This window comes from Thalassotalea sp. G2M2-11 (assembly GCF_017168195.1).
Lineage (GTDB): Bacteria > Pseudomonadota > Gammaproteobacteria > Enterobacterales > Alteromonadaceae > Thalassotalea_E.
Genome location: NZ_JADNYL010000001.1, coordinates 914,953 through 935,054, shown reverse-complemented (window position 1 = coordinate 935,054; position 20,102 = coordinate 914,953). Strand labels below are relative to the sequence as shown.

Here is a 20,102-nt window from a genome sequence, read left to right as displayed (position 1 = left end):
TGAAATCCACCTTATGTTCTGTTTATCTGTAGTTACCATTTTTTAATATTTTCGCTTGCTCTCGATACATTTAATTTATAATTAGAACAAGTAAATAGGTATAAAATGCGCAAATTATGAGAATCCTATAAAAAAAACCTCAACACCTAATGGCATTGAGGTTTTGTGATTTAAATAATCAGATTCACTATTTAAATATTATTCCCATTCAATGGTCGCTGGTGGCTTACCTGAGATGTCATACACCACACGCGAAATACCGTCGATTTCATTGATAATACGGTTAGAAACAAGCCCTAAGAAATCATAAGGTAAATGCGCCCAGTGTGCCGTCATAAAATCAATAGTTTCAACTGCACGTAAACTTACTACCCAGTCATATTTTCGGCCATCGCCCATTACACCAACCGAGCGCACAGGTAAAAATACGGTAAAGGCTTGACTGACTTTGTTATATAAATCGTGTTTATGTAACTCGTCTATAAAAATAGCATCAGCTCGACGTAATAAATCAGCGTATTCTTTTTTCACTTCACCTAAAATTCGTACCCCTAAGCCAGGGCCCGGAAATGGGTGACGATATAACATGTTATAAGGCAAACCTAACTCTAAACCAATTTTACGTACTTCATCTTTAAAAAGTTCACGTAACGGTTCAACTAAGCCTAATTCCATATCGTCTGGCAAACCACCAACATTATGATGCGATTTAATCACATGAGCTTTACCGGTAGCAGATGCCGCAGATTCAATTACATCTGGGTAAATCGTCCCTTGCGCTAACCATTTAGCATTAACAAGTTTGCTGGCTTCTTCATCAAAAATTTCAACAAACACATTACCAATGATCTTACGTTTTTTCTCAGGATCATCTTCGCCGGCGAGTCGATCTAAAAAGCGTTGCTCAGCATTAACATGAATAATGTTTAAACCAAAGTGATCACCAAACATTTCCATCACTTGCTTGCCTTCATCTAAACGCAGTAAACCGTTATCAACAAACACACAAGTTAATTTATCGCCAATGGCGCGGTGCAATAACATGGCAACGACCGATGAATCAACACCACCAGATAGCCCCAACACAACTTCATCATCACCAACTTGTGCTTTCATTTTGGCAATGGCATCTTCAATAATAGATTCTGCAGTCCATAGTTTTTCACACTGACAAATGTCAACAATGAAGTGCTCTAAAATACGCATCCCTTGCTTAGTATGAGTAACTTCTGGATGAAACTGCACACCGTAAAACTGCTTGTCTTCATTTGCCATCGCAGCATATTTACAACTTGGGGTTTGTGCAATTGTGGTAAAGCCCTCAGGAATAGCCGATACTTTATCACCATGACTCATCCACACATCCAATAAGGCATTACCATTATCACTGATAGAATCTTCAATATTTTTAAACAATGCTGATGATGCAATCACTTCAACAGAAGCATAACCAAACTCTTTATGTTCAGAGCCCTGCACACCACCACCAAGTTGTTCAGCCATGGTTTGCATACCATAACAAATACCTAATACTGGCACCTTAGCATCAAATACATACTGTGGCGCACGAGGAGAGTTATGCTCAGTGACTGACTCAGGACCACCCGCTAAAATAATCCCCGTAGGATTGAACGCTTTAATTTGCGCTTCGGTAACATCCCAAGCCCATAATTCACAATAAACGCCAATTTCACGTACTCGACGTGCAATTAACTGCGTATATTGAGAACCAAAATCTAATATTAGTATGCGGTGATCATGAATGTCTTTGCTCATGTGTTTTGTTCCTAATAATATGCTTTTAAAATTGAACAGGCTGAGCCACCATATTTACAGCTCAGCCTGCGAAAATATTTTCAAATTGTAGCTCACATTGTACAAAGTGCCGCGAATCGCTAATGGCAAGCTGTCAGCACAAATATGATAAACAATTTAACGATATCAATAATCTTATGTATTAATAACTAGCCCATGCGATAGTTAGGCGCCTCTTTGGTAATGGTCACATCATGTACATGTGACTCACCCATGCCAGCAGCAGTTATTTTCATAAACTCTGGCTTAGTGCGCATTTCTTCTATCGTCGCCGATCCCGTTAATCCCATGGATGAACGTAACCCGCCCATTTGTTGATGAATAATTGCCGCAACAGGTCCCTTATAAGCAACACGTCCTTCAATACCTTCTGGCACTAATTTATCCGCTTCACCATCAGATTTTTGGAAATAACGATCACTCGAACCCTCTTTTTGCGCCATCGCACCCAATGACCCCATGCCACGGTACGATTTGTAGTAACGGCCTTGATAAAGTTCAACTTCGCCTGGTGATTCTTCTGTACCAGCAAACATACTGCCCACCATGACACAATGCGCGCCAGCAACTAATGCTTTAGCAATATCACCAGAAAAGCGAATACCACCATCAGCAATCACTGGGATACCTGTACCTTTTAAGGCTTCAACCGCATTAGAAATTGCTGTTAACTGGGGTACACCAACACCTGTGACAATACGTGTTGTACAAATAGAGCCTGGACCAATGCCCACTTTCACCGCATCAACACCTGCATCAGCTAGTGCTTTGGCACCTGCGGCTGTCGCAACATTACCAGCGATAAGTTGCAATTCTGGGTATTTTTGACGAGTCTCAGATACTCTATCGATGACCCCTTGTGAATGGCCATGTGAAGTATCAATCAATAATACATCAACGCCTGCTGCAACTAATGCGTCGATTCTTTCGTCTGTTCCTGCGCCAACACCAACAGCTGCGCCAACGCGTAAACGACCTAACTCATCTTTACAAGCATTTGGTTTGCTTTCTGCTTTTTGATAATCTTTCACTGTGATCAAGCCCTTTAACTTAAAGACTTGATCAACCATCAATATTTTTTCGATACGATGTTCATGCATCAAGCTAAGGATTTGTTCACGCTCAGCCCCTTCATTTACAGTCACTAAATCATCTTTTTTCGTCATTAGCGCTGAGACTGGCTTAGTAAGATCTGTTTCAAAACGAAGATCACGCCCAGTTACAATACCAACTAAGTTATTGTCTGTATCAACCACTGGAAAGCCTGAAAAACCAAGTTCATCAGCTAATTCCATTACCGTACTAATAGGGGCATCAGGAGTAACTGTTACAGGATCAGACACAATCCCACTTTCAAACTTTTTCACTAAAGAGACATTTTTAGCTTGCTCTTCTATGGTCATATTCTTGTGAATAAAACCTAGACCGCCTTCTTGGGCTAATGTGATTGCTAAACGAGCTTCCGTAACTGTATCCATAGATGCAGATACCATCGGCACATTTAAGCTGATTTTTCGGGTTAATTGAGTTTTAAGATCAGCAGTATGTGGTAGCACAGTGGAATGGGCTGGTACCAATAATACGTCATCAAAAGTTAGGGCTTCTTGGGCAATTCTTAGCATCGCAACATCTCTCTAAAGTATATGGTTAGGGAGGAAATATTGCGGCAGAATTTTAACCGTTTTGTTCGCTTAGGACAACTGAAATTTTCGCGTTTTGTTAAAAAAGTCACTGTTCTTTGATTATACAATTCGATAATATTAGCAAGCAATTTACTTTAACGCCTGAAAAAGCACATTATTTATGCCTCAACCACACATATTACAAGTAAGTGAACTGACAAAAAAAGTAAAGTTTATCCTAGAAAGTGAGCTTAATTATGTCTGGTTATGTGGTGAAATTACTAATTTCGTCGCTGCAAGCTCAGGTCATTGGTATTTATCATTAAAAGATAAAAATTCACAAGTAAAATGTGCGATGTTTAAAGGCAACAATCGCCGAGTCCGAATCACACCTAAAAATGGCCAACAAGTGTTGGTAAAAGCTAAAGTATCTCTGTATGAACCTCGGGGTGACTTTCAATTGATCATTGAATTGATGGAAGAAGCTGGTGAGGGTCTGTTACGACAACAATATGAACAGCTAAAACAGCAACTTAATGCGCAGGGGCTTTTTTCTCAACAATATAAACAGGCCATACCTCAATCACCGAAAACAATTGGAGTGATCACTTCACCTTCTGGCGCTGCAATTAAAGATATTCTATCAGTCTTGAAACGGCGAAACCCAAGCATCAATGTCATCATTTATCCGGCGTTGGTCCAAGGAGAATTGGCCAAACATGAGCTTGTTAGGGCCATTGCTACAGCCAATGCACGAAACGAATGTGATGTATTGATCATCGGCCGAGGTGGTGGTTCTCTGGAAGATTTATGGGCATTCAATGAAGAAATTGTCGTCAAAGCCATTTTTGATTGTCAAATTCCAGTGATCAGTGCCATTGGCCATGAAATCGATACAACCCTGAGTGATTATGTCGCAGATAGTCGTGCTGCCACTCCCTCTGCGGCAGCTGAATTGGTATCTTCTGACAGTAGTGAGTTAATCCATCGATTAATGATGTTTAACAAACGAATTTATCAGCAAACAGTTAATACTTTATCAAAAGCAAGCCAACGCTATCAGTATTTGCTACATCGATTGAATTTAACACACCCAGAGCAACGATTAAAGAAACACCAACAGCAAGCCGATGAACTTAACTTACGACTCAATAAATTACTCGATGAAAAAGTAAAGTTTGCACGCTATCCGCTTGAACAATTACAACAGCGTTTATCTTTGGCTAGCCCATTAACAACAATCAACGCACAGCAAAGCCAATTAACGCATATCAATCAGCGCCTAAAAATGGCAATGCACAACCAGCTTAGCAAACAACAAAATGAATTTGCTCACATCATCGAACAATTGCATTTAGTGAGCCCATTAGCCACCATCGCGCGTGGCTATAGTGTGACTCGTAACCAACAAGGCAAGATCATTGCTCACGTGAACGATGTAAAAGTTGATGAGTCAATATCGGTACAACTCAGGGGAGGATGTTTACAAGCCAAAGTGACAAAGGTTACAGCAGGCTAAACCAATTATTCAGCTTCTAAGGTCACCACTTGGGTAAGTAACTTAGTGACATCATTACGGCTCTTATCGCCAAACTTCACGCCGATAGAAACGCCATTGAGCACATTTTTAATACTACAAATTTCGCCCAGCAATACCACATTGGCTAAGCCGTTATTACTATCTAAAGTGATCTCAATCTCAGTGTCTTTAACCAAAGAGATCTCTTCACCGTTATCAATTAACAATTGACAACCATTAATCGATACATCTGTAATCAAACTTTGCCAATATTTTTGCTCAATTTTCACTTTCGCACTGATATCGGTATCAATACGGACCGATTTCCGTAAACTTTGCATGGTAAGTGTTTTAGGAAATCCCAGTACAATCATTTTCGAAGGAAGTTGTATGGTTTGTTTAACAGAGCTAACAAAAGCTGCAACAGCACCTTCTTGCCCTTCAATCACCCCTCTGACAGTAACGCCTGCGCCTTGAACAATAAATTGCGAAAACGCCCCAACTTTATTCGCATCAGGAAACTGAATTAAAACATATTGTTTCGGTAAATAGCCGATAAAAGTGGTACGAAATTTGGCCTTCTGTCCAGCAGGTGTTGAAATATCAATCGTAACAGTAGACCCTGCTTGCATTAAGCCAAGGTGACGTTGCAAGCGGGCTGCGGTTTCAATTTTCACTGCTGATGAAGGCATGTTTTCTAGGTAAGTAGTTAATTTTTATTATGATTAATCTAGACAAGATAACGACAAATTGCAATTCTTATATTTTCATTGTCGCCCTAAAAGCTGATTTTAGGGCGATAGTTGCTATTTTTTATAACCTTGCGTTTTACGCGCAAGTTTTTTCTGCTCAGAGAAACTTAATTTTTTCTTACCAGAGAATGGGTTCGCTGTTTCTCTAAATTCAATTTTTATCGGAGTTCCCATCACTTTCAATGATTTACGATAATAATTCATCAAATAACGTTTATAAGAAACCGGCAGCTGTTTGGTTTGATTACCATGAATGACGATAATAGGAGGATTATATCCGCCAGCATGAGCATACTTAAGCTTGATCCGACGACCATTATGCATCGGTGGCTGATGATCAAATATTGCCATATCTAATATTTTAGTCACCATCGAAGTCGATATCCGTTTAGTTGCCGACACAAACGCTTCTTCTACTGACTCGTATAAGTGACCGACACCTGTGCCATGCAAAGCAGAAATAAAATGAATACGCGCAAAATCAATAAAGCCTAAACGTCGATCTAATTCAGTTTTAATACTGTCTTTAACATGTTCACTTAAGCCATCCCATTTATTAACGGCTAGCACTAATGAGCGACCCGCTTCTAAAATAAAACCTAATAAACTTAAATCTTGATCGGTGATCCCTTCTTGGGCATCAATCACTAACAAACAAACATTGGCATCTTCAATAGCACGGAGTGTTTTAATCACAGAATATTTTTCTACAACGTCTGTGACATTCTTACGGCGTCGGATCCCTGCAGTATCAATTAAGGTATATTCACGTCCATTACGTTCCATTGGAATATAGACACTGTCACGTGTTGTACCTGGCATATCATACACAACGACCCGCTCTTCACCCAAAATACGGTTGGTTAATGTCGACTTACCCACATTAGGTTTACCAATGATCGCCAACTTGATTTTGTCATGCTCTTCTGGCGCCGCTTCAATATTTTGTTCATCAAGTTCTTCAGCCGATGACTCTGAATCATCTGTGTCATGGCTTTGACCTAAGGCTTCAATATGAGGACTTAACGCCAATGTTAATAACTGCGAAACACCGCGCCCATGAGCCGCGGCAATTTGATGAACGTCACCTAATGCTAATTGATAGAACTCTGCCACCGCAGAATCAGCATCAATACCATCAATTTTATTTGCCACTAAAAAGACTTTTTTATTTTGCTTACGCAAGTGCTCTGCAATGCCAATATCCGCAGAAGTCATACCGGCACGGGCATCCACTAAAAACAGTACTGCATCGGCTTCATCAATCGCCATTAACGACTGTTCAGCCATCAATGCATCGATACCTTCTTCATCGCCATGGATGCCACCAGTATCGATAACAATAAAAGGATGTTCTTCAACTTCCGCTTGCCCATACTGGCGATCTCTGGTCAAACCAGGATAATCAGCTACAAGCGCATCCCGACTGCGAGTTAATCGGTTAAATAAAGTAGACTTTCCAACATTTGGACGCCCTACTAGAGCCACAACAGGAAGCATGCTGACCTCAAAAATAAAATAAAAACAATTGCCATAATAACAAACAACGGCTCCGAAGACTTAACGCCACGGAACCGTTATTAGTGTAGTTGATAAAAAACCGTTAAGGTGTTTTTATCGCCTGTAAATCACCATCACGTGATTGTGCATAAAGCACGTTATCTTCAACAACAGGAGTACTATGAATGCCACTACCATCAACCAAATGACGGGCAACAATTTCCCCCGTTTCTTGATCTAACCAATGTAAGTAACCTTCATAATCCCCAACCACCACATAGTCATTGACTACGGCAGCACCGGTTACACCACGATTAGTTAACGATAGTTGACTCCATTTCTCTAAGCCGTTGATACGATCTACCGCATAAACATGACCTTTCACATCAGTGATAAATAAAGTGTTGCCACTTACCGCTATTTTACGGAAAGAGGAATACTGACGTTTCCATAAAGTTCGACCCGAGCGTAAATCTACAGCAACAAAGTGACCGCGAGAAGAAATGGCATAAACCTTATCGCCATAAATCAATGGCTGACTATCAATATCGATCACTCGTTGTAATTCCGTTGAACCTGTGGCTTCACCCACTTCGGCGGTCCAACCTTGCTGACCATTATCAACGATATATACAGTTAAGCTACCATCAGCAGAGCCAATGATCACGCCACCAGCAGCCATTGCAGGTGCGCTGATGCCTCGTAGAGTTAATGGCGGAACTTCTTGTTCAACACTCCATAATTCTTCACCATTACTGGCATTAAATGCTTTGATCACACCAGATGCTGAATTGACCACTAAAGTGCCGGCATCTATCGCTGGGGACGCAATAACCTCACCTTTAATTTTCGCCTGCCATTCAATGGTGCCGTCATCAGCCGATAAAGCCACTACTTGGCCGTTTTCACTACCAATAAATACCTTGTTAATGCCTGCAACTGGGCCACCTGCTAGCAAAGCAGGCTTTTTACTCGCCCAAAATCCGCCATTTGGGTTTTCTTTTCTTAAATCGGCATGCCATAACTCTTTACCAGTGACACGGTCAAAAGCAAAAGCATCTCCTTCTCGACTGGCACTAAATACTTTATCGTAAGCAACTATCGGTGATAATCGTGAATAATAATGGCCAACACCATCATCAACACTGGCTTCCCATAACACTTGTGGTTGAAACTTTTCGGTAATTTCAGTCAATTCAACCGGTTCAGTTTCGTCTATCTCATCTTCCGTAGAAGAACATGCCATTAATCCAGCAGTTAAGAAGCAAGTAACAAATAACTTCTTGGCTAAGTTCATATTGATTCGATTTATTTTATGATTAAAAAGCACTCAGGGCTCCATTATTTTTATGTTCACTTCTTTGACCAAGAAAATCATTAAAGTTCACGATAATTGCGATTGTTATACCAATTACCTTTATCAATGAGTGTTTGATTATTTACTTAACACGATATTTTGCGCTAGATCATCCAACTTCATTTGTAATATCGGCGCGACGTTATCACCAGATGCATCAATTGCTGCTTGATAGGCCGCTCTTGCTTGCTCAACTTTATCTTGTTGTAACAAAGCATCGCCTTTAATTTCTTCAGCCGTGGCTTTAAATGAAGCAGGTAATGTTTTTGAAACCGTCGCAATCGCTTGCTCATACTGTTCAAGTTGAATTTGTACACGTGCTAATCTGACAGCAGCGATCGCTTTAATACTAGTTTCAGCAGTGTTATTAATTGCCGTTGTTAAGTACTGCTCAGCCTGCTGCCAATCTTGATGTTCTGCGGCATCTTTAGCTAATGCCAATGCAGTTAACGCCGAATAACCAGAATCCGCATTCTCTTGCACAAATTTATCACCCGCAGCACGATACGCTTTATCGTCTTTATCTGCTAAAGCAATCACATCTTGGTAGGCTTCAGAAACATTTAATTCACTTGTTAATTTGTGATCTTTGTAATAGCCATAACCAATAAAACCTGCAAAGCCAATAATAAGGCCAGCAATAATGGAATTACCATTGTCTTGCCAAAATGCTTTAATCGCTTCTACTTGTTGTTCTTCTGTTTGATGATCAGCCACTGTATACCCTTAAATTAATGCTGTTAATAAGTTTGGCACTTGGTCAAAGGCCACACTTTGTTGTTCATGTTGTCCGCGCAAATATTTTACTGTCACGGTTTGGTTAGCAATTTCATCTTCACCTAAGATAATCGCTATTTGAGCGCCCGACTTGTCGGCACGTTTCATTTGTTTTTTCATATTGCCACCACCACAGTGACTTTGTAAGCGAATTTCGCGTACTTGATCTCGCCATTGCTCTGCTAATACATTCCCTTGAATATCCGCTTGTTCACCCAGCTTGATAATATAAGCATCCACTTGAGGGCGAATGTTTTGTATTTTATCTAAGCTGGTTAACATCAACACTAAACGCTCAATACCAAGCGCGAAACCAAAGGCAGGAGTCGCTTTACCGCCTAGTTGTTCTACTAAGCCATCATAACGCCCACCCGCACAAATCGTCCCTTGCGCTCCTAAACTATCAGTCACCCACTCAAACACAGTGCGGTTATAATAGTCTAAACCACGTACTAATTTATCATTGATAACGTACTCAATACCTGCCGCATCTAAACGTTGACAAACCCCTTCAAAATGCTCAAGCGACTCAGCGTTAAAATAATCAGAAAGTTTTGGCGCCCCCGTTAATGCCGCTTGTACCTCAGGGTTCTTACTATCTAAAACACGTAATGGATTGGTGTGCATACGTCGCTTAGAATCTTCGTCAAGCTGGTCTTCTTTTTCGGTCAAAAACGCAACTAAAGCATCACGATAGTTAGCGCGCTCTTCATTGGAGCCCAGTGAATTAATCTCTAAAGTGACAAATTCATTGATCCCCAACTCACGCCATAAACGCGCGGTTAAGCTGATCACTTCGGCATCAATATCTGGTGAAGCAATACCAAAAGCTTCTAAACCAAATTGATGAAACTGACGGTAGCGACCTTTTTGCGGACGTTCGTGTCGAAACATTGGTCCCATATACCACAAACGTTGCTCTTGATTGTATAACAAACCATGCTGATTACCAGCTCGCACACAACTGGCAGTTCCTTCTGGTCGTAAAGTAAGGCTATCGCCGTTACGATCATCAAAGGTGTACATTTCTTTCTCAACAATATCGGTTACTTCACCGATAGAGCGTTTAAACAGAGCGGTCGATTCAACAATAGGCATACGAATTTCAGCAAATCCGTAATTACTCGCCACGCGACGTAATACTGACTCCACCATTTGCCAAACATTAGTTTCTGAAGGTAAACAATCGTTCATCCCTCGAATTGCCTGTATCGTTTTACTCACCTAAATGTTCTCTCTTGCAGAAATGTAAAATAAAGCGCGCATTATAGGCAGTTTAGCGACAAACGTAAACTAGCCAACACCCGAGGTTGGTTTTTACTATTCAATTTCTTCAATATCAATTTTATTGGCCTGATCCATTAACGCCGCTTTCGCGCGAATTCGTTGCTCCAATTGATCAACCAAGTCATTGTTATCAAAGCGCTCTTTTTGACGGATACCGTCTAAATAAAAGCCACTTTTCTTACTACTTCCGGTTAGACCTAAATCAGAAACGGTCGCTTCACCAGGGCCATTAACAATACAGCCGATAATAGACACGTCCATCGGGGTCATAATGTCTTCAACTCGTTGTTCCAATTGATTCACAGTGTTGATCACATCAAATTCTTGTCGAGAACAACTAGGACAGGCAATAAAATTAATCCCTCGACTACGCAATTTCAGTGATTTTAAGATATCAAAACCAACTTTAATTTCTTCAACTGGATCTGCGGCTAAAGAAACACGCAAGGTATCTCCGATACCTTCAGATAACAACAAGCCCAAACCCACAGAAGATTTCACCGAACCAGAACGCAATCCGCCGGCTTCAGTAATGCCTAAATGCAATGGGTTATCAATTTGCTTAGCTAATAGTCGATATGAACCAACCGCTAGAAACACATCTGACGCTTTTACGCTCACTTTAAACTCATGAAAGTTTAACCGGTCGAGTATATCAACATGACGCATGGCTGATTCAAGTAAAGCTTCAGGCGTAGGTTCGGTATATTTTTCTTGAATATCTTTTTCTAGCGAACCGCCATTAACGCCAATACGAATCGGAATGTTATTATCACGGGCACATTCCACCACCGCACGAACACGATCCTCTCGACCAATATTTCCTGGGTTAATACGTAAACAGTCAGCACCATATTCTGCCACTTTCAATGCAATACGATAATCAAAATGAATATCTGTCACTAAAGGCACATTCACCTGTTGTTTGATTGCTTTAAATGCTTCTGCAGCATCCATGGTTGGGATACTGACACGAACAATGTCTGCACCAACCGCCTCTAATGCTTTAATTTGAGCCACTGTTGCAGCAACATCCGTTGTTAAGGTATTGGTCATCGATTGCACAGAAATTGGCGCATCGCCCCCCACGGGCACGTTGCCAACCATTATCTGACGAGACTTTCTGCGAATGATAGGAGATTCTTTAAACATAATAACTCAAAATGTTGACTAAGGTGGTTACTCGAGAGGCAGGGTAAATTTGGCAATATTACCACTGCTAAACTGTGACATATCGACAGATGCTTGCTGATAAACAATACTGACTAATTCAGGTTTACCCAAAGTGATGGTAAATGGTGCTTGACCACTAATATTCATCACATAACCTGACTTTTTAATGCCCCAAGCAATACGCTCGCCAGTGGCATCATAAATATTAACCCAACAATCACCCGAAAAAGTAAATTGAGCCTGCTCAGGCGCGCCAAAATCAACGGTGGTAATAGCATCATCTTCACTTGCTAGCGCATCGTTATTACTTTCCGTACTTTCGCTTTTTGCAATCTGGTTTTGGGCAGCTTCAGTTACTTGCTCATCAACTTGCTCTGTTGTTGGCACATTTGCAATAAGCGTATCGGATAATGGCGTAGTTTGTTCATTGTCAGTGTCTGTATCTGTTTCAGCTGCTACAGCTTGCTCAGGCGTTAAGTTGCTACTTGTTTTGCTAACTTGACTTACTTCATCAGCAGTATTGACGACTTCAGGCTGATTGGCACTCACTGCCTCAACTTTATTTTGATCGCTATCTTGCAACCACCACATTATGGTTGCACCAATCAATAGCGCTAAAATCAAGTAACTGATCCACATAATGCGATTACTTTCAGCTTGCTTTTCTGTTTGCTTAGAAAAGCTTTGCATTTCAGCCCCTTGCTTATGAGCTACATTAAGCATTTCATAGCTTTCAAGCACTTCATCTACCGAAATATTCACGAGCTTTGCATAGTTTTTTAAATAGCCACGATTAAAGGTTGAAGGCAATGATTGGTCAAAAATTTCTTGTTCAATTTCTTTCACTAAGGTGGTTCGGAAATTTAACCTATCCGCCACTTGCTGCTGTGTGAGACCTAGGGACTCTCGTGCTTCTGCCAGCATTTGGCCTGGGCCAATAACTTCAATATCTTCAGGTAGCTCTACTACCTCTTTTTCTTCACTCATTTAGTTATTGCTCTTAAGACTTCACTATTTTTTTCGGGTTCGCTAAATAAATAACATCACCTATTTTTAAAACATTAGAGCGTTTAATGCCATTCCAGCGCTCTATCGCTTTCATATGAATGTTATATTTTTTCGAAATAGAATATAGACTATCTCCTTTAACCACAACATGTACTGGTAAAGTGACTTGCTGACCTTCACTATTCACTTGGTTTATCTTTTCAGCCGAGTCGACAGCTACATCTTTTTCAGCTTGTGATTTAACAATTTCTTGCGACGGCTTTTCTGGCTTTTTGACCGTGTTTTTAACCACAGAACTGTTAGGCGATAATTTCACCATACGCTTTTTTCTGCTCTTTTGCGCCGCTGTTCGTAAGCTCTCTTGATACTTTTGCGCTAATTTGTCCGCTTCGATTGTACTCAAACCGTTAAGTAAATACTGTTTTGATTGGTACGAATTCGGAAACATTTTTACTAGCATGGCAGCATAGTTTTTCGCCGTTTTTAGATTACGTCCCTTTGCAAAAACCTTATAGGCTAAGGCTAATGACTCAGGTGAAAAGCGACGTGACGCTTTTTCGTATCGTTTTAAGAAAACATCGGCCTGTTTATAATCCCCTTTAGCATATTGCAATTTCACCATGTTTAATAAGGAGGATGCATTACTGGGACTATGGGCAATTGATTTACCTAAGTATAATTCGGCTTTGTTAAAATCATTTGCTTGTAGCTGACACAAGGCCAGATTTTCATAGCTTTGGGCAACCAAAATATAACTCGGCACCGCAATCGCTTTTAACATTTGCTCTTCAGCGGCTTGATAACGCCCCTGTTTACACAAAAACACACCATAATTATTCAAGGTATCGGCATCATCTGACTTAATAGATAATGCTTTTTCATAAGATTGAATTGCCTGTTCAGGCTCACCAACCGTATCATAATAATGAGCAAACGCGGTATAAACTTGCACTAATTTAGGCGCAAATCGTTTGGCTTTTTCTAGATTGAGCTTTGCTTGGGAGGTATTGCCCATTTTCAAATAGCCTAACCCTAGCGAAATCCTTGTCATCGCAATTTCATTCTGGGTTGACTCATTTTGAACAACAGGCGTGCTCTTATCATTTTCGTAGTTTTGCGTGACACAGCCAGAAACCGTTAACGCGAAACAACAGCCAACCATGAACCGATTAAATTTTTGCATAAAATACTGACGTCACTATTTATTTGTAGGTTATCAGACTATTTTTACTGAAATTTGTTCAGCTTTCACCTGTTTTTTTTCAGCGATTGTTGAGGTACGTTTGGTTCTATCTAAAACATCACCCGCTAACTGCCCACATGCCGCGTCAATATCGTCACCACGAGTGCGTCGCGTGATAACCGTAAGCCCATAAGATTGCAGGACTTTATCGAATCTATCAATACGAGAATTGCTTGAACGCTTATAGGGTGAACCTGGGTATGGGTTAAATGGGATCAGGTTTATTTTACTGGGTAAATCTTTTAACGCATGCGCTAATTGATGTGCTTGATCAGTACTGTCATTAACATGATCAAGCATCACATACTCAATCGTTGCTTGTTTGTTTGCTTTTGAACCATCAATATAACGACCAGCCGCCTGAAGAAATTCTTCGAGCGGATATTTTTTATTGAGCGGCACTAATTCATCACGTAACTCATTGTTAGGCGCATGAATAGAGATGGCCAAGGCGCAATCAATCTTTTCTTTGAGCATATCGAGCGCTGGCACCACACCTGAGGTACTCACAGTCACACGACGCTTTGATAAACCATACCCTAAATCGTTAAGCATTGTATCTAATGCTGGGATCAAGTTTTTCATATTCAGTAAAGGTTCACCCATGCCCATCATCACAATATTGGTAATCGGGCGTTTACCCGCGATGCGCGTAGCACCGATATCATTGGCGACACGCCATACTTGACCAATAATTTCTGCCGTTGATAAGTTGCGGTTAAACCCTTGCTGAGCCGTCGAACAAAACGTACATTCTAGTGCACAACCAACCTGAGATGACACACATAAAGTGGCACGATCATTTTCAGGGATCCATACCGTTTCAACTTCTTGTCCGCCTTCTAATTTCAGGGCGTACTTAATTGTGCCATCAGACGATACTTGTTTTTGTGAAATTTCTGGCGCTTTAATTTCGGTATTACGCTGTAGTTTCTCTCTTAACTTTTTGTTGAGGTTTGTCATCAACTCAAAATCGGAATAACCGAAGTGATAAATCCACTTCATTAACTGGTCTGCACGAAAAGGTTTTTCGCCAATTTCTGCAAAAAATTCACGCATCGACTGATGATCAAAGTTCAGTAAGTTCACTTTTTTCTTAGTCGACGGCGTTACGATTTCGGTCACATCACTCATGAAAATAATTTCTCAATACAACAAAATTTAAAGGGCGCAAATTGTACACTTTTTAGACGAAACAAACAATTTAAACAGGAATTATCAATAATTGTTAATCAGCTCGAGCAAGTGCTATACAGTCTTAAACGGGCTAACAATTAGCGATAAAACACAAGTTACTAAACACAGAAAAGGATTTTACCGAACATCAGTAAAATCCTTTTAACTATTAATTTCAGGTTAAAACGTAGATAACTTCTTGATTAACAAGGCGCTAGCGCGGAGCCTAGTTTACTAGGTGAGCACTTGCAACACAGTTAAGCGTGAAATTAGCACGTTTAAATAGAAATTAACGAGTACGTGGGCAGATCTCATCATCAGAGAAGAAATACGCAATTTCACGTGCAGCTGATTCTAAAGCATCGCTACCGTGAACCGCATTTTCATCAATTGAATTTGCATAATCAGCACGTAAAGTACCCGCTAATGCTTCAGCTGGGTTAGTAGCGCCCATGATTTCACGGTTTTTAAGAACAGCGTTTTCGCCTTCTAATACTTGTACCATTACAGGGCCAGATGTCATGAATTCAACTAAAGCACCAAAGAAAGGACGCTCGCTATGTTCAGCATAGAAACCTTCTGCTTTTTCTTTAGTTAAGTGAACCATTTTAGAAGCAATGATTTTTAAACCAGCAGTTTCAAAACGGTTGTAGATTTGACCAATTACATTTTTTGCAACTGCGTCAGGTTTTACGATAGAAAACGTACGTTCGATAGCCATGATAAGCCCTCATTATAAATTTGAATAAATAGGTGTAAAAATTTTGGCGCGATTATAGACGAATTGCTGGCAATAACCAAGCAGTTATCCAGTTAGTCAAATAATTCACCTATTTGCTACTGGCAATAACCAAAAGAACATCAGCTTGTGATGTCCTTGACCGAAAATATGCCCCCTTGAAAATAAGCGGATAACTCTTAAGTTTAGGCATAAAAAACGGGCAACAGAAATGATGCCCGTTTTAATTTTAACGTCTTCTTAACTAAATGCTGATACGCTTATAGTGACGATACGCAGGATGCCAAAAATTTCGCTCAATTTTGGCTCGTAGGCTATCATCATCAATCGCTAATGCATGGCCTTGCTCAAATGCGACTTTAGCGACAGCAAAAGCAATGTCTTTACTTAGGTTGGCAATTTCTCTTAATGGCGGTAATAACTCGCCTTCCCCATCATTAGCAAGTGGTGAGGCTTGTGCTAAAGTGCTACTGGCAACCATTAACATTTCATCAGTAATACGATTAATATTGGCAGAGATGACCCCTAAACCAATCCCTGGAAACACGTAACTATTATTACACTGCGCAATTGGGAAGAGTTTGCCATTGTGCTCAACCGCATCAAACGGACTACCTGTTGCGACAATAACTTGCCCATCAGTCCAATGAATCACTTGTTCCGGTGTCGCCTCTACTTGGCGAACCGGATTACTTAATGGGAAAATGATAGGCAGTTCACAATGGGCTTTCATTGCTTTGATCACTTGCTCGGTAAAAAGACCAGGCACACCTGAAACGCCAATTAATATATCCGGCTGAGCATTTTCCATCACTTCCAATAATGACGCATATTCTCCTGCAACCTGCCAATCAGTTAATGCGCTATGTGTTTGCATCAACTTTTGCTGAAAATCACGCAAGCCTTCCATGCCTTCGGTTAACAAGCCTAAACGATCAACCATATATACTTGGCTTCGAGCTTGCTCTGGTGAAATGCCTTCACTAGTCATTTGGGCAATGATCTGCTCAGCAATACCACAACCTGCAGAACCAGCTCCAACAAATACCACTTTTTGACTAGATAAGTTTTGCCCTTTTGAACGACAAGCCGCTAGTAATGTACCCACAGTAACCGAAGCAGTACCTTGAATATCATCATTGAAACAGCAAATTTTCTCTCGATAACGCGTTAGTAATGGTGTCGCGTTTGGTTGTGCAAAGTCTTCAAATTGCAACATGACATGCGGCCAACGGCGTTTCACGGCTGTGATAAACATATCGACAAATTCATCGTACTCTTGCTGATTAATGCGTTTACGGCGTGAGCCCATATACATAGGATCATTTAATAATTTTTCATTATTAGTCCCAACATCAAGCATCACCGGTAAGCAATAAGCCGGACTAATACCACCACATGCGGTATATAACGCTAATTTTCCAATCGGGATCCCCATGCCGCCAATGCCTTGATCGCCTAAGCCCAAAATGCGTTCGCCATCGGTAACCACGATCACTTTTACTTTATTTTTGGTGGCATTACGTAAAATATCATCCATCTGATCACGTTCATCATAGGCAATAAATAAACCTCGATTACTTCGATAAATATCAGAAAACTGCTCACATGCATCCCCCACCGTCGGCGTGTAAATAATGGGTAACATTTCTTCTAAATGATCTTGGACCAATTTGTAATACAAGGTTTCATTTTTATCTTGAATAGCGCGTAAATAAATATGTTTATTTAAGTTAGTGCGAAAGCTACTGTATTGGCGATAACATCGATCAACTTGTTCTTCGATAGTTTCGTAACTTGGTGGTAATAACCCCGTTAAGTTAAAGCTTGCACGCTCTTCTTTGCTAAACGCGCTGCCTTTATTAAGTAATGGGGACTCTAAAAGACTAGGACCTGCATAAGGAATATATAATGGACGTTTGCTAAATTTTGACATAAGTAATTACATTATTTTAACTGACGAGGCTCACTGGTTAGTTCATCGTTGAATAATAGCTAGCGGCACACAAAAATAAACAAGGTGAATAGCGAAAATTCACCACACAAATAAACAGCCCAAGTATAGACGATGAGTAGACGACAAAATAGGGTTTATTATCAGCAATTTGATAAAAAAGAGTTAAAATAGATTTAAATCATCAAAGTAATTGCTTTTAATCCATTTCAGCCATCCATGCTAATTGAATTGCCTCTAACACACGTTCACCACAATGAGCGGGGTCATCATCAAAATTATCTAACGCCAGTATCCATTCTCGCAACTCGGTAAAATGCAATTTAAACGGATCCACATCGGGATAATGTTCCATTAAATCCAATGCGATTTCTTGCGAATCTGTCCAACGGTATCCCATCACTTTTCCTCATTTGATCAATAAATGAAACCAAAATGCATCAGCAAGTAGCATAAGAATCAGCCAGATTAAAATCAGCCGTGCTCGACGACAAAACTCGCAATCGGTATGCCACATAGCCAATAACTTCTTTTTCATAAAATTCAATAATTAATAAAGCCTATCGCTTGAGTATAGAGTAAAATATAGTGATTAGTTAACCTCATAATAAAGAAACTTCCCATGAGCACGATTACATTTTCTCCACAAGAAAAAGAACAAATGATCATTAAATTACAGCGCTACTTTACCAGAGAGCTTGAACAAGAGCTGGGACAGTTTGACGCTGACTTTTTATTGGATTTTTTCGCGCAAGAAATGGGCGTTTATTTTTATAATCGCGGTTTATATGATGCACAACAGATAGTAAATGAGCGAGTAGAACAAATAAGCGATGCCATTTATGAGATCGAACAGCCAGTTAACAATTGATAAATATCAAATTGGCTAACATTTATTTGATTTAAGCCATAAAACTTTTATCGCGAATGCGTATAATTATCGCTATAAACACTAACAGCTCAGAAAATAACTTATGATGCAAATAACCGATTTACAAAAAGAGCAGAAAATTCTGCCGATATTACGTCTTGGCTTTCGACCCTTTTTTTTGTTAGGCGCAGCTTTTGCCATTGTTGCTGTGATGCTTTGGCTATTGATGTTTCAAGGAAAAGGTTCTTTATCACCTTTTGGTGGCGGTTATTGGTGGCATGTACATGAAATGATTTTTGGATTTGCTGGCGCTATCATTGCTGGCTTTTTGTTAACGGCGGTACAAAACTGGACCGGCATTAAAGGAATTCAAAATAAATCGCTATTGTTCTTAGTGTTGCTATGGTTATCAGCACGGTTTGCCTTATTATTTCCTAACGTACTCGGTACTACCGTTAGCATGATACTCGATTTATCCTTTTTACCAGCCGTAGCAATTTTTTTGGGGCGGCCAATCGTTGCTATCAAGCAATATCGAAACTTATTCTTTGTGCCTCTGTTAGTACTATTTACCTTAGTAAATATTCAAATGTATCTGTCAGTATTTGAGCCTGCAAGTGTTTCTACACAGCTAACAGCCTATACTGGCGTGATGCTAGTGACCTTTTTAATGTCTGTTATGGTTGGGCGTGTTGGCCCTATGTTTACCGCAAATGGTACTCAAACGCCAAAAGTAACCCCTTTACCTTTGTTAGATAAAGCAACAAATGGCTCCATTGCTATCGTCACCTTTTATTTATTCGCCCACCCTATCGTAAATACTAATTTTTCAATACTCGGTGGTTTATTAATGATTGCGGCAACCTTTCAGCTTATCCGTATCACTCGCTGGCGCCCATGGATCACAATTAAGGTGCCATTATTATGGTCATTGCACTTATCAGTGCTTTTTATTGCCTTTGGTATGGGGTTGATTGGTATCAGCTACTTTTCCAGCGACATTGCCAGTAACCACGTATGGCACATGCTAACTATCGGAGGTATGGGTGGATTGATTTTAGCTATGATTGCTCGCGTTTCACTAGGCCATACCGGACGAATGTTACAACCGCCTAAAACCATGTCAGTGGCGTTTCTTGCAATATTTGTTGCCGCAGTTATTCGTAGCGTGTTACCTATCTTTTCACCTGAAGCAAACATGGCGCTCTATCAAGCCAGTGCTGGATTTTGGTATATCGCTTTTGGTATATTTGTTTATCATTATGCCCCAATGTTAGTGAAAGCAAGACAAGATGGCCGTCCAGGCTAA

At 40.3% G+C, this 20,102-nt stretch carries 17 protein-coding genes; 3 read left to right on the top strand and 14 right to left on the bottom strand.

Translation table 11 applies throughout. The features are described 5' to 3' along the window. Positions 1–198 precede the first annotated feature (198 nt). Together guaA and guaB are read right to left on the bottom strand one after the other, a co-directional pair. Positions 199–1,776 carry a glutamine-hydrolyzing GMP synthase gene (gene guaA, locus IV514_RS03995; protein ID WP_206483600.1) on the bottom strand — a complete coding sequence of 526 codons (1,578 nt, stop codon included), beginning with the start codon at positions 1,774–1,776 and terminating at the stop codon, positions 199–201. 188 nt (positions 1,777–1,964) lie between these two features. After that, positions 1,965–3,437, bottom strand: a complete 1,473-nt coding sequence (guaB, locus tag IV514_RS03990; protein ID WP_206483599.1) for an IMP dehydrogenase — start codon at positions 3,435–3,437, stop codon at positions 1,965–1,967. Between the two features lie 181 nt (positions 3,438–3,618). On the opposite strand from guaB, the gene xseA reads away from it, so the two are divergent. After that, positions 3,619–4,956, top strand: a complete 1,338-nt coding sequence (gene xseA, locus IV514_RS03985; RefSeq protein ID WP_206483598.1) for an exodeoxyribonuclease VII large subunit — start codon at positions 3,619–3,621, stop codon at positions 4,954–4,956. Positions 4,957–4,961: 5 nt separating this feature from the next. Here the strand turns inward: xseA and IV514_RS03980 are convergent, their stop codons facing one another. The 12 genes from IV514_RS03980 to iscX all read right to left on the bottom strand — a co-directional run bounded on the left by IV514_RS03980 (position 4,962) and on the right by iscX (position 18,322). Then, on the bottom strand, positions 4,962–5,648 hold the full coding sequence (locus IV514_RS03980) for a PilZ domain-containing protein (RefSeq protein ID WP_206483597.1): 687 nt from the start codon (positions 5,646–5,648) through the stop codon (positions 4,962–4,964). A 114-nt stretch (positions 5,649–5,762) separates the two neighbouring features. Beyond that, on the bottom strand, positions 5,763–7,208 hold the full coding sequence (der, locus tag IV514_RS03975; RefSeq protein ID WP_206483596.1) for a ribosome biogenesis GTPase Der: 1,446 nt from the start codon (positions 7,206–7,208) through the stop codon (positions 5,763–5,765). A gap of 103 nt (positions 7,209–7,311) precedes the next feature. Further along, entirely contained in the window at positions 7,312–8,505 is a 1,194-nt protein-coding gene (bamB, locus tag IV514_RS03970; protein ID WP_206483595.1) for an outer membrane protein assembly factor BamB, read from the bottom strand. 138 nt (positions 8,506–8,643) lie between these two features. Further along, entirely contained in the window at positions 8,644–9,282 is a 639-nt protein-coding gene (locus IV514_RS03965; RefSeq protein ID WP_206483594.1) for a tetratricopeptide repeat protein, read from the bottom strand. A gap of 9 nt (positions 9,283–9,291) precedes the next feature. Continuing rightward, positions 9,292–10,566, bottom strand: a complete 1,275-nt coding sequence (hisS, locus tag IV514_RS03960) for a histidine--tRNA ligase (RefSeq protein WP_206483593.1) — start codon at positions 10,564–10,566, stop codon at positions 9,292–9,294. Positions 10,567–10,662: 96 nt separating this feature from the next. Further along, positions 10,663–11,781, bottom strand: coding sequence for a flavodoxin-dependent (E)-4-hydroxy-3-methylbut-2-enyl-diphosphate synthase (gene ispG / locus IV514_RS03955; RefSeq protein ID WP_206483592.1), 1,119 nt, complete (start codon positions 11,779–11,781; stop codon positions 10,663–10,665). A 27-nt stretch (positions 11,782–11,808) separates the two neighbouring features. Further along, positions 11,809–12,789: a RodZ domain-containing protein gene (locus IV514_RS03950; RefSeq protein WP_206483591.1), complete on the bottom strand. Its 981-nt coding sequence runs from the start codon at positions 12,787–12,789 to the stop codon at positions 11,809–11,811. Positions 12,790–12,802: 13 nt separating this feature from the next. Continuing rightward, the gene (pilW, locus tag IV514_RS03945) at positions 12,803–13,993 is read right to left on the bottom strand and encodes a type IV pilus biogenesis/stability protein PilW (RefSeq protein WP_206483590.1); all 1,191 of its coding nucleotides are present in this window, start codon (positions 13,991–13,993) and stop codon (positions 12,803–12,805) included. 33 nt (positions 13,994–14,026) lie between these two features. Then, a complete protein-coding gene (locus IV514_RS03940; protein ID WP_206483589.1) occupies positions 14,027–15,187 on the bottom strand; it encodes a bifunctional tRNA (adenosine(37)-C2)-methyltransferase TrmG/ribosomal RNA large subunit methyltransferase RlmN in 1,161 nt (386 codons plus the stop codon). Between the two features lie 331 nt (positions 15,188–15,518). Beyond that, positions 15,519–15,950 carry a nucleoside-diphosphate kinase gene (gene ndk / locus IV514_RS03935; RefSeq protein ID WP_206483588.1) on the bottom strand — a complete coding sequence of 144 codons (432 nt, stop codon included), beginning with the start codon at positions 15,948–15,950 and terminating at the stop codon, positions 15,519–15,521. Positions 15,951–16,212: 262 nt separating this feature from the next. Then, entirely contained in the window at positions 16,213–17,904 is a 1,692-nt protein-coding gene (locus IV514_RS03930; protein WP_206483587.1) for an NAD-dependent malic enzyme, read from the bottom strand. Positions 17,905–18,121: 217 nt separating this feature from the next. After that, entirely contained in the window at positions 18,122–18,322 is a 201-nt protein-coding gene (gene iscX / locus IV514_RS03925; protein ID WP_206483586.1) for a Fe-S cluster assembly protein IscX, read from the bottom strand. 222 nt (positions 18,323–18,544) lie between these two features. On the opposite strand from iscX, the gene IV514_RS03920 reads away from it, so the two are divergent. Both IV514_RS03920 and IV514_RS03915 read left to right on the top strand, forming a co-directional pair. Continuing rightward, a complete protein-coding gene (locus tag IV514_RS03920; RefSeq protein WP_206483585.1) occupies positions 18,545–18,793 on the top strand; it encodes a DUF2164 domain-containing protein in 249 nt (82 codons plus the stop codon). Positions 18,794–18,896: 103 nt separating this feature from the next. Next, the gene (locus tag IV514_RS03915) at positions 18,897–20,102 is read left to right on the top strand and encodes an NnrS family protein (protein ID WP_241242163.1); all 1,206 of its coding nucleotides are present in this window, start codon (positions 18,897–18,899) and stop codon (positions 20,100–20,102) included.

Bases quoted from the DNA above. Each gene is read 5' to 3' on its own strand.
- IV514_RS03940 (WP_206483589.1), bottom strand. From the start codon at position 15,187: ATGAGTGATGTGACCGAAATCGTAACGCCGTCGACTAAGAAAAAAGTG.
- guaA (WP_206483600.1), bottom strand. From the start codon at position 1,776: ATGAGCAAAGACATTCATGATCACCGCATACTAATATTAGATTTTGGT.
- der (WP_206483596.1), bottom strand. From the start codon at position 7,208: ATGCTTCCTGTTGTGGCTCTAGTAGGGCGTCCAAATGTTGGAAAGTCT.
- ispG (WP_206483592.1), bottom strand. From the start codon at position 11,781: ATGTTTAAAGAATCTCCTATCATTCGCAGAAAGTCTCGTCAGATAATG.
- xseA (WP_206483598.1), top strand. From the start codon at position 3,619: ATGCCTCAACCACACATATTACAAGTAAGTGAACTGACAAAAAAAGTA.
- iscX (WP_206483586.1), bottom strand. From the start codon at position 18,322: ATGGGATACCGTTGGACAGATTCGCAAGAAATCGCATTGGATTTAATG.
- pilW (WP_206483590.1), bottom strand. From the start codon at position 13,993: ATGCAAAAATTTAATCGGTTCATGGTTGGCTGTTGTTTCGCGTTAACG.
- IV514_RS03915 (WP_241242163.1), top strand. From the start codon at position 18,897: ATGATGCAAATAACCGATTTACAAAAAGAGCAGAAAATTCTGCCGATA.
- guaB (WP_206483599.1), bottom strand. From the start codon at position 3,437: ATGCTAAGAATTGCCCAAGAAGCCCTAACTTTTGATGACGTATTATTG.
- IV514_RS03980 (WP_206483597.1), bottom strand. From the start codon at position 5,648: ATGCCTTCATCAGCAGTGAAAATTGAAACCGCAGCCCGCTTGCAACGT.
- IV514_RS03950 (WP_206483591.1), bottom strand. From the start codon at position 12,789: ATGAGTGAAGAAAAAGAGGTAGTAGAGCTACCTGAAGATATTGAAGTT.
- ndk (WP_206483588.1), bottom strand. From the start codon at position 15,950: ATGGCTATCGAACGTACGTTTTCTATCGTAAAACCTGACGCAGTTGCA.
- bamB (WP_206483595.1), bottom strand. From the start codon at position 8,505: ATGAACTTAGCCAAGAAGTTATTTGTTACTTGCTTCTTAACTGCTGGA.
- IV514_RS03930 (WP_206483587.1), bottom strand. From the start codon at position 17,904: ATGTCAAAATTTAGCAAACGTCCATTATATATTCCTTATGCAGGTCCT.
- IV514_RS03920 (WP_206483585.1), top strand. From the start codon at position 18,545: ATGAGCACGATTACATTTTCTCCACAAGAAAAAGAACAAATGATCATT.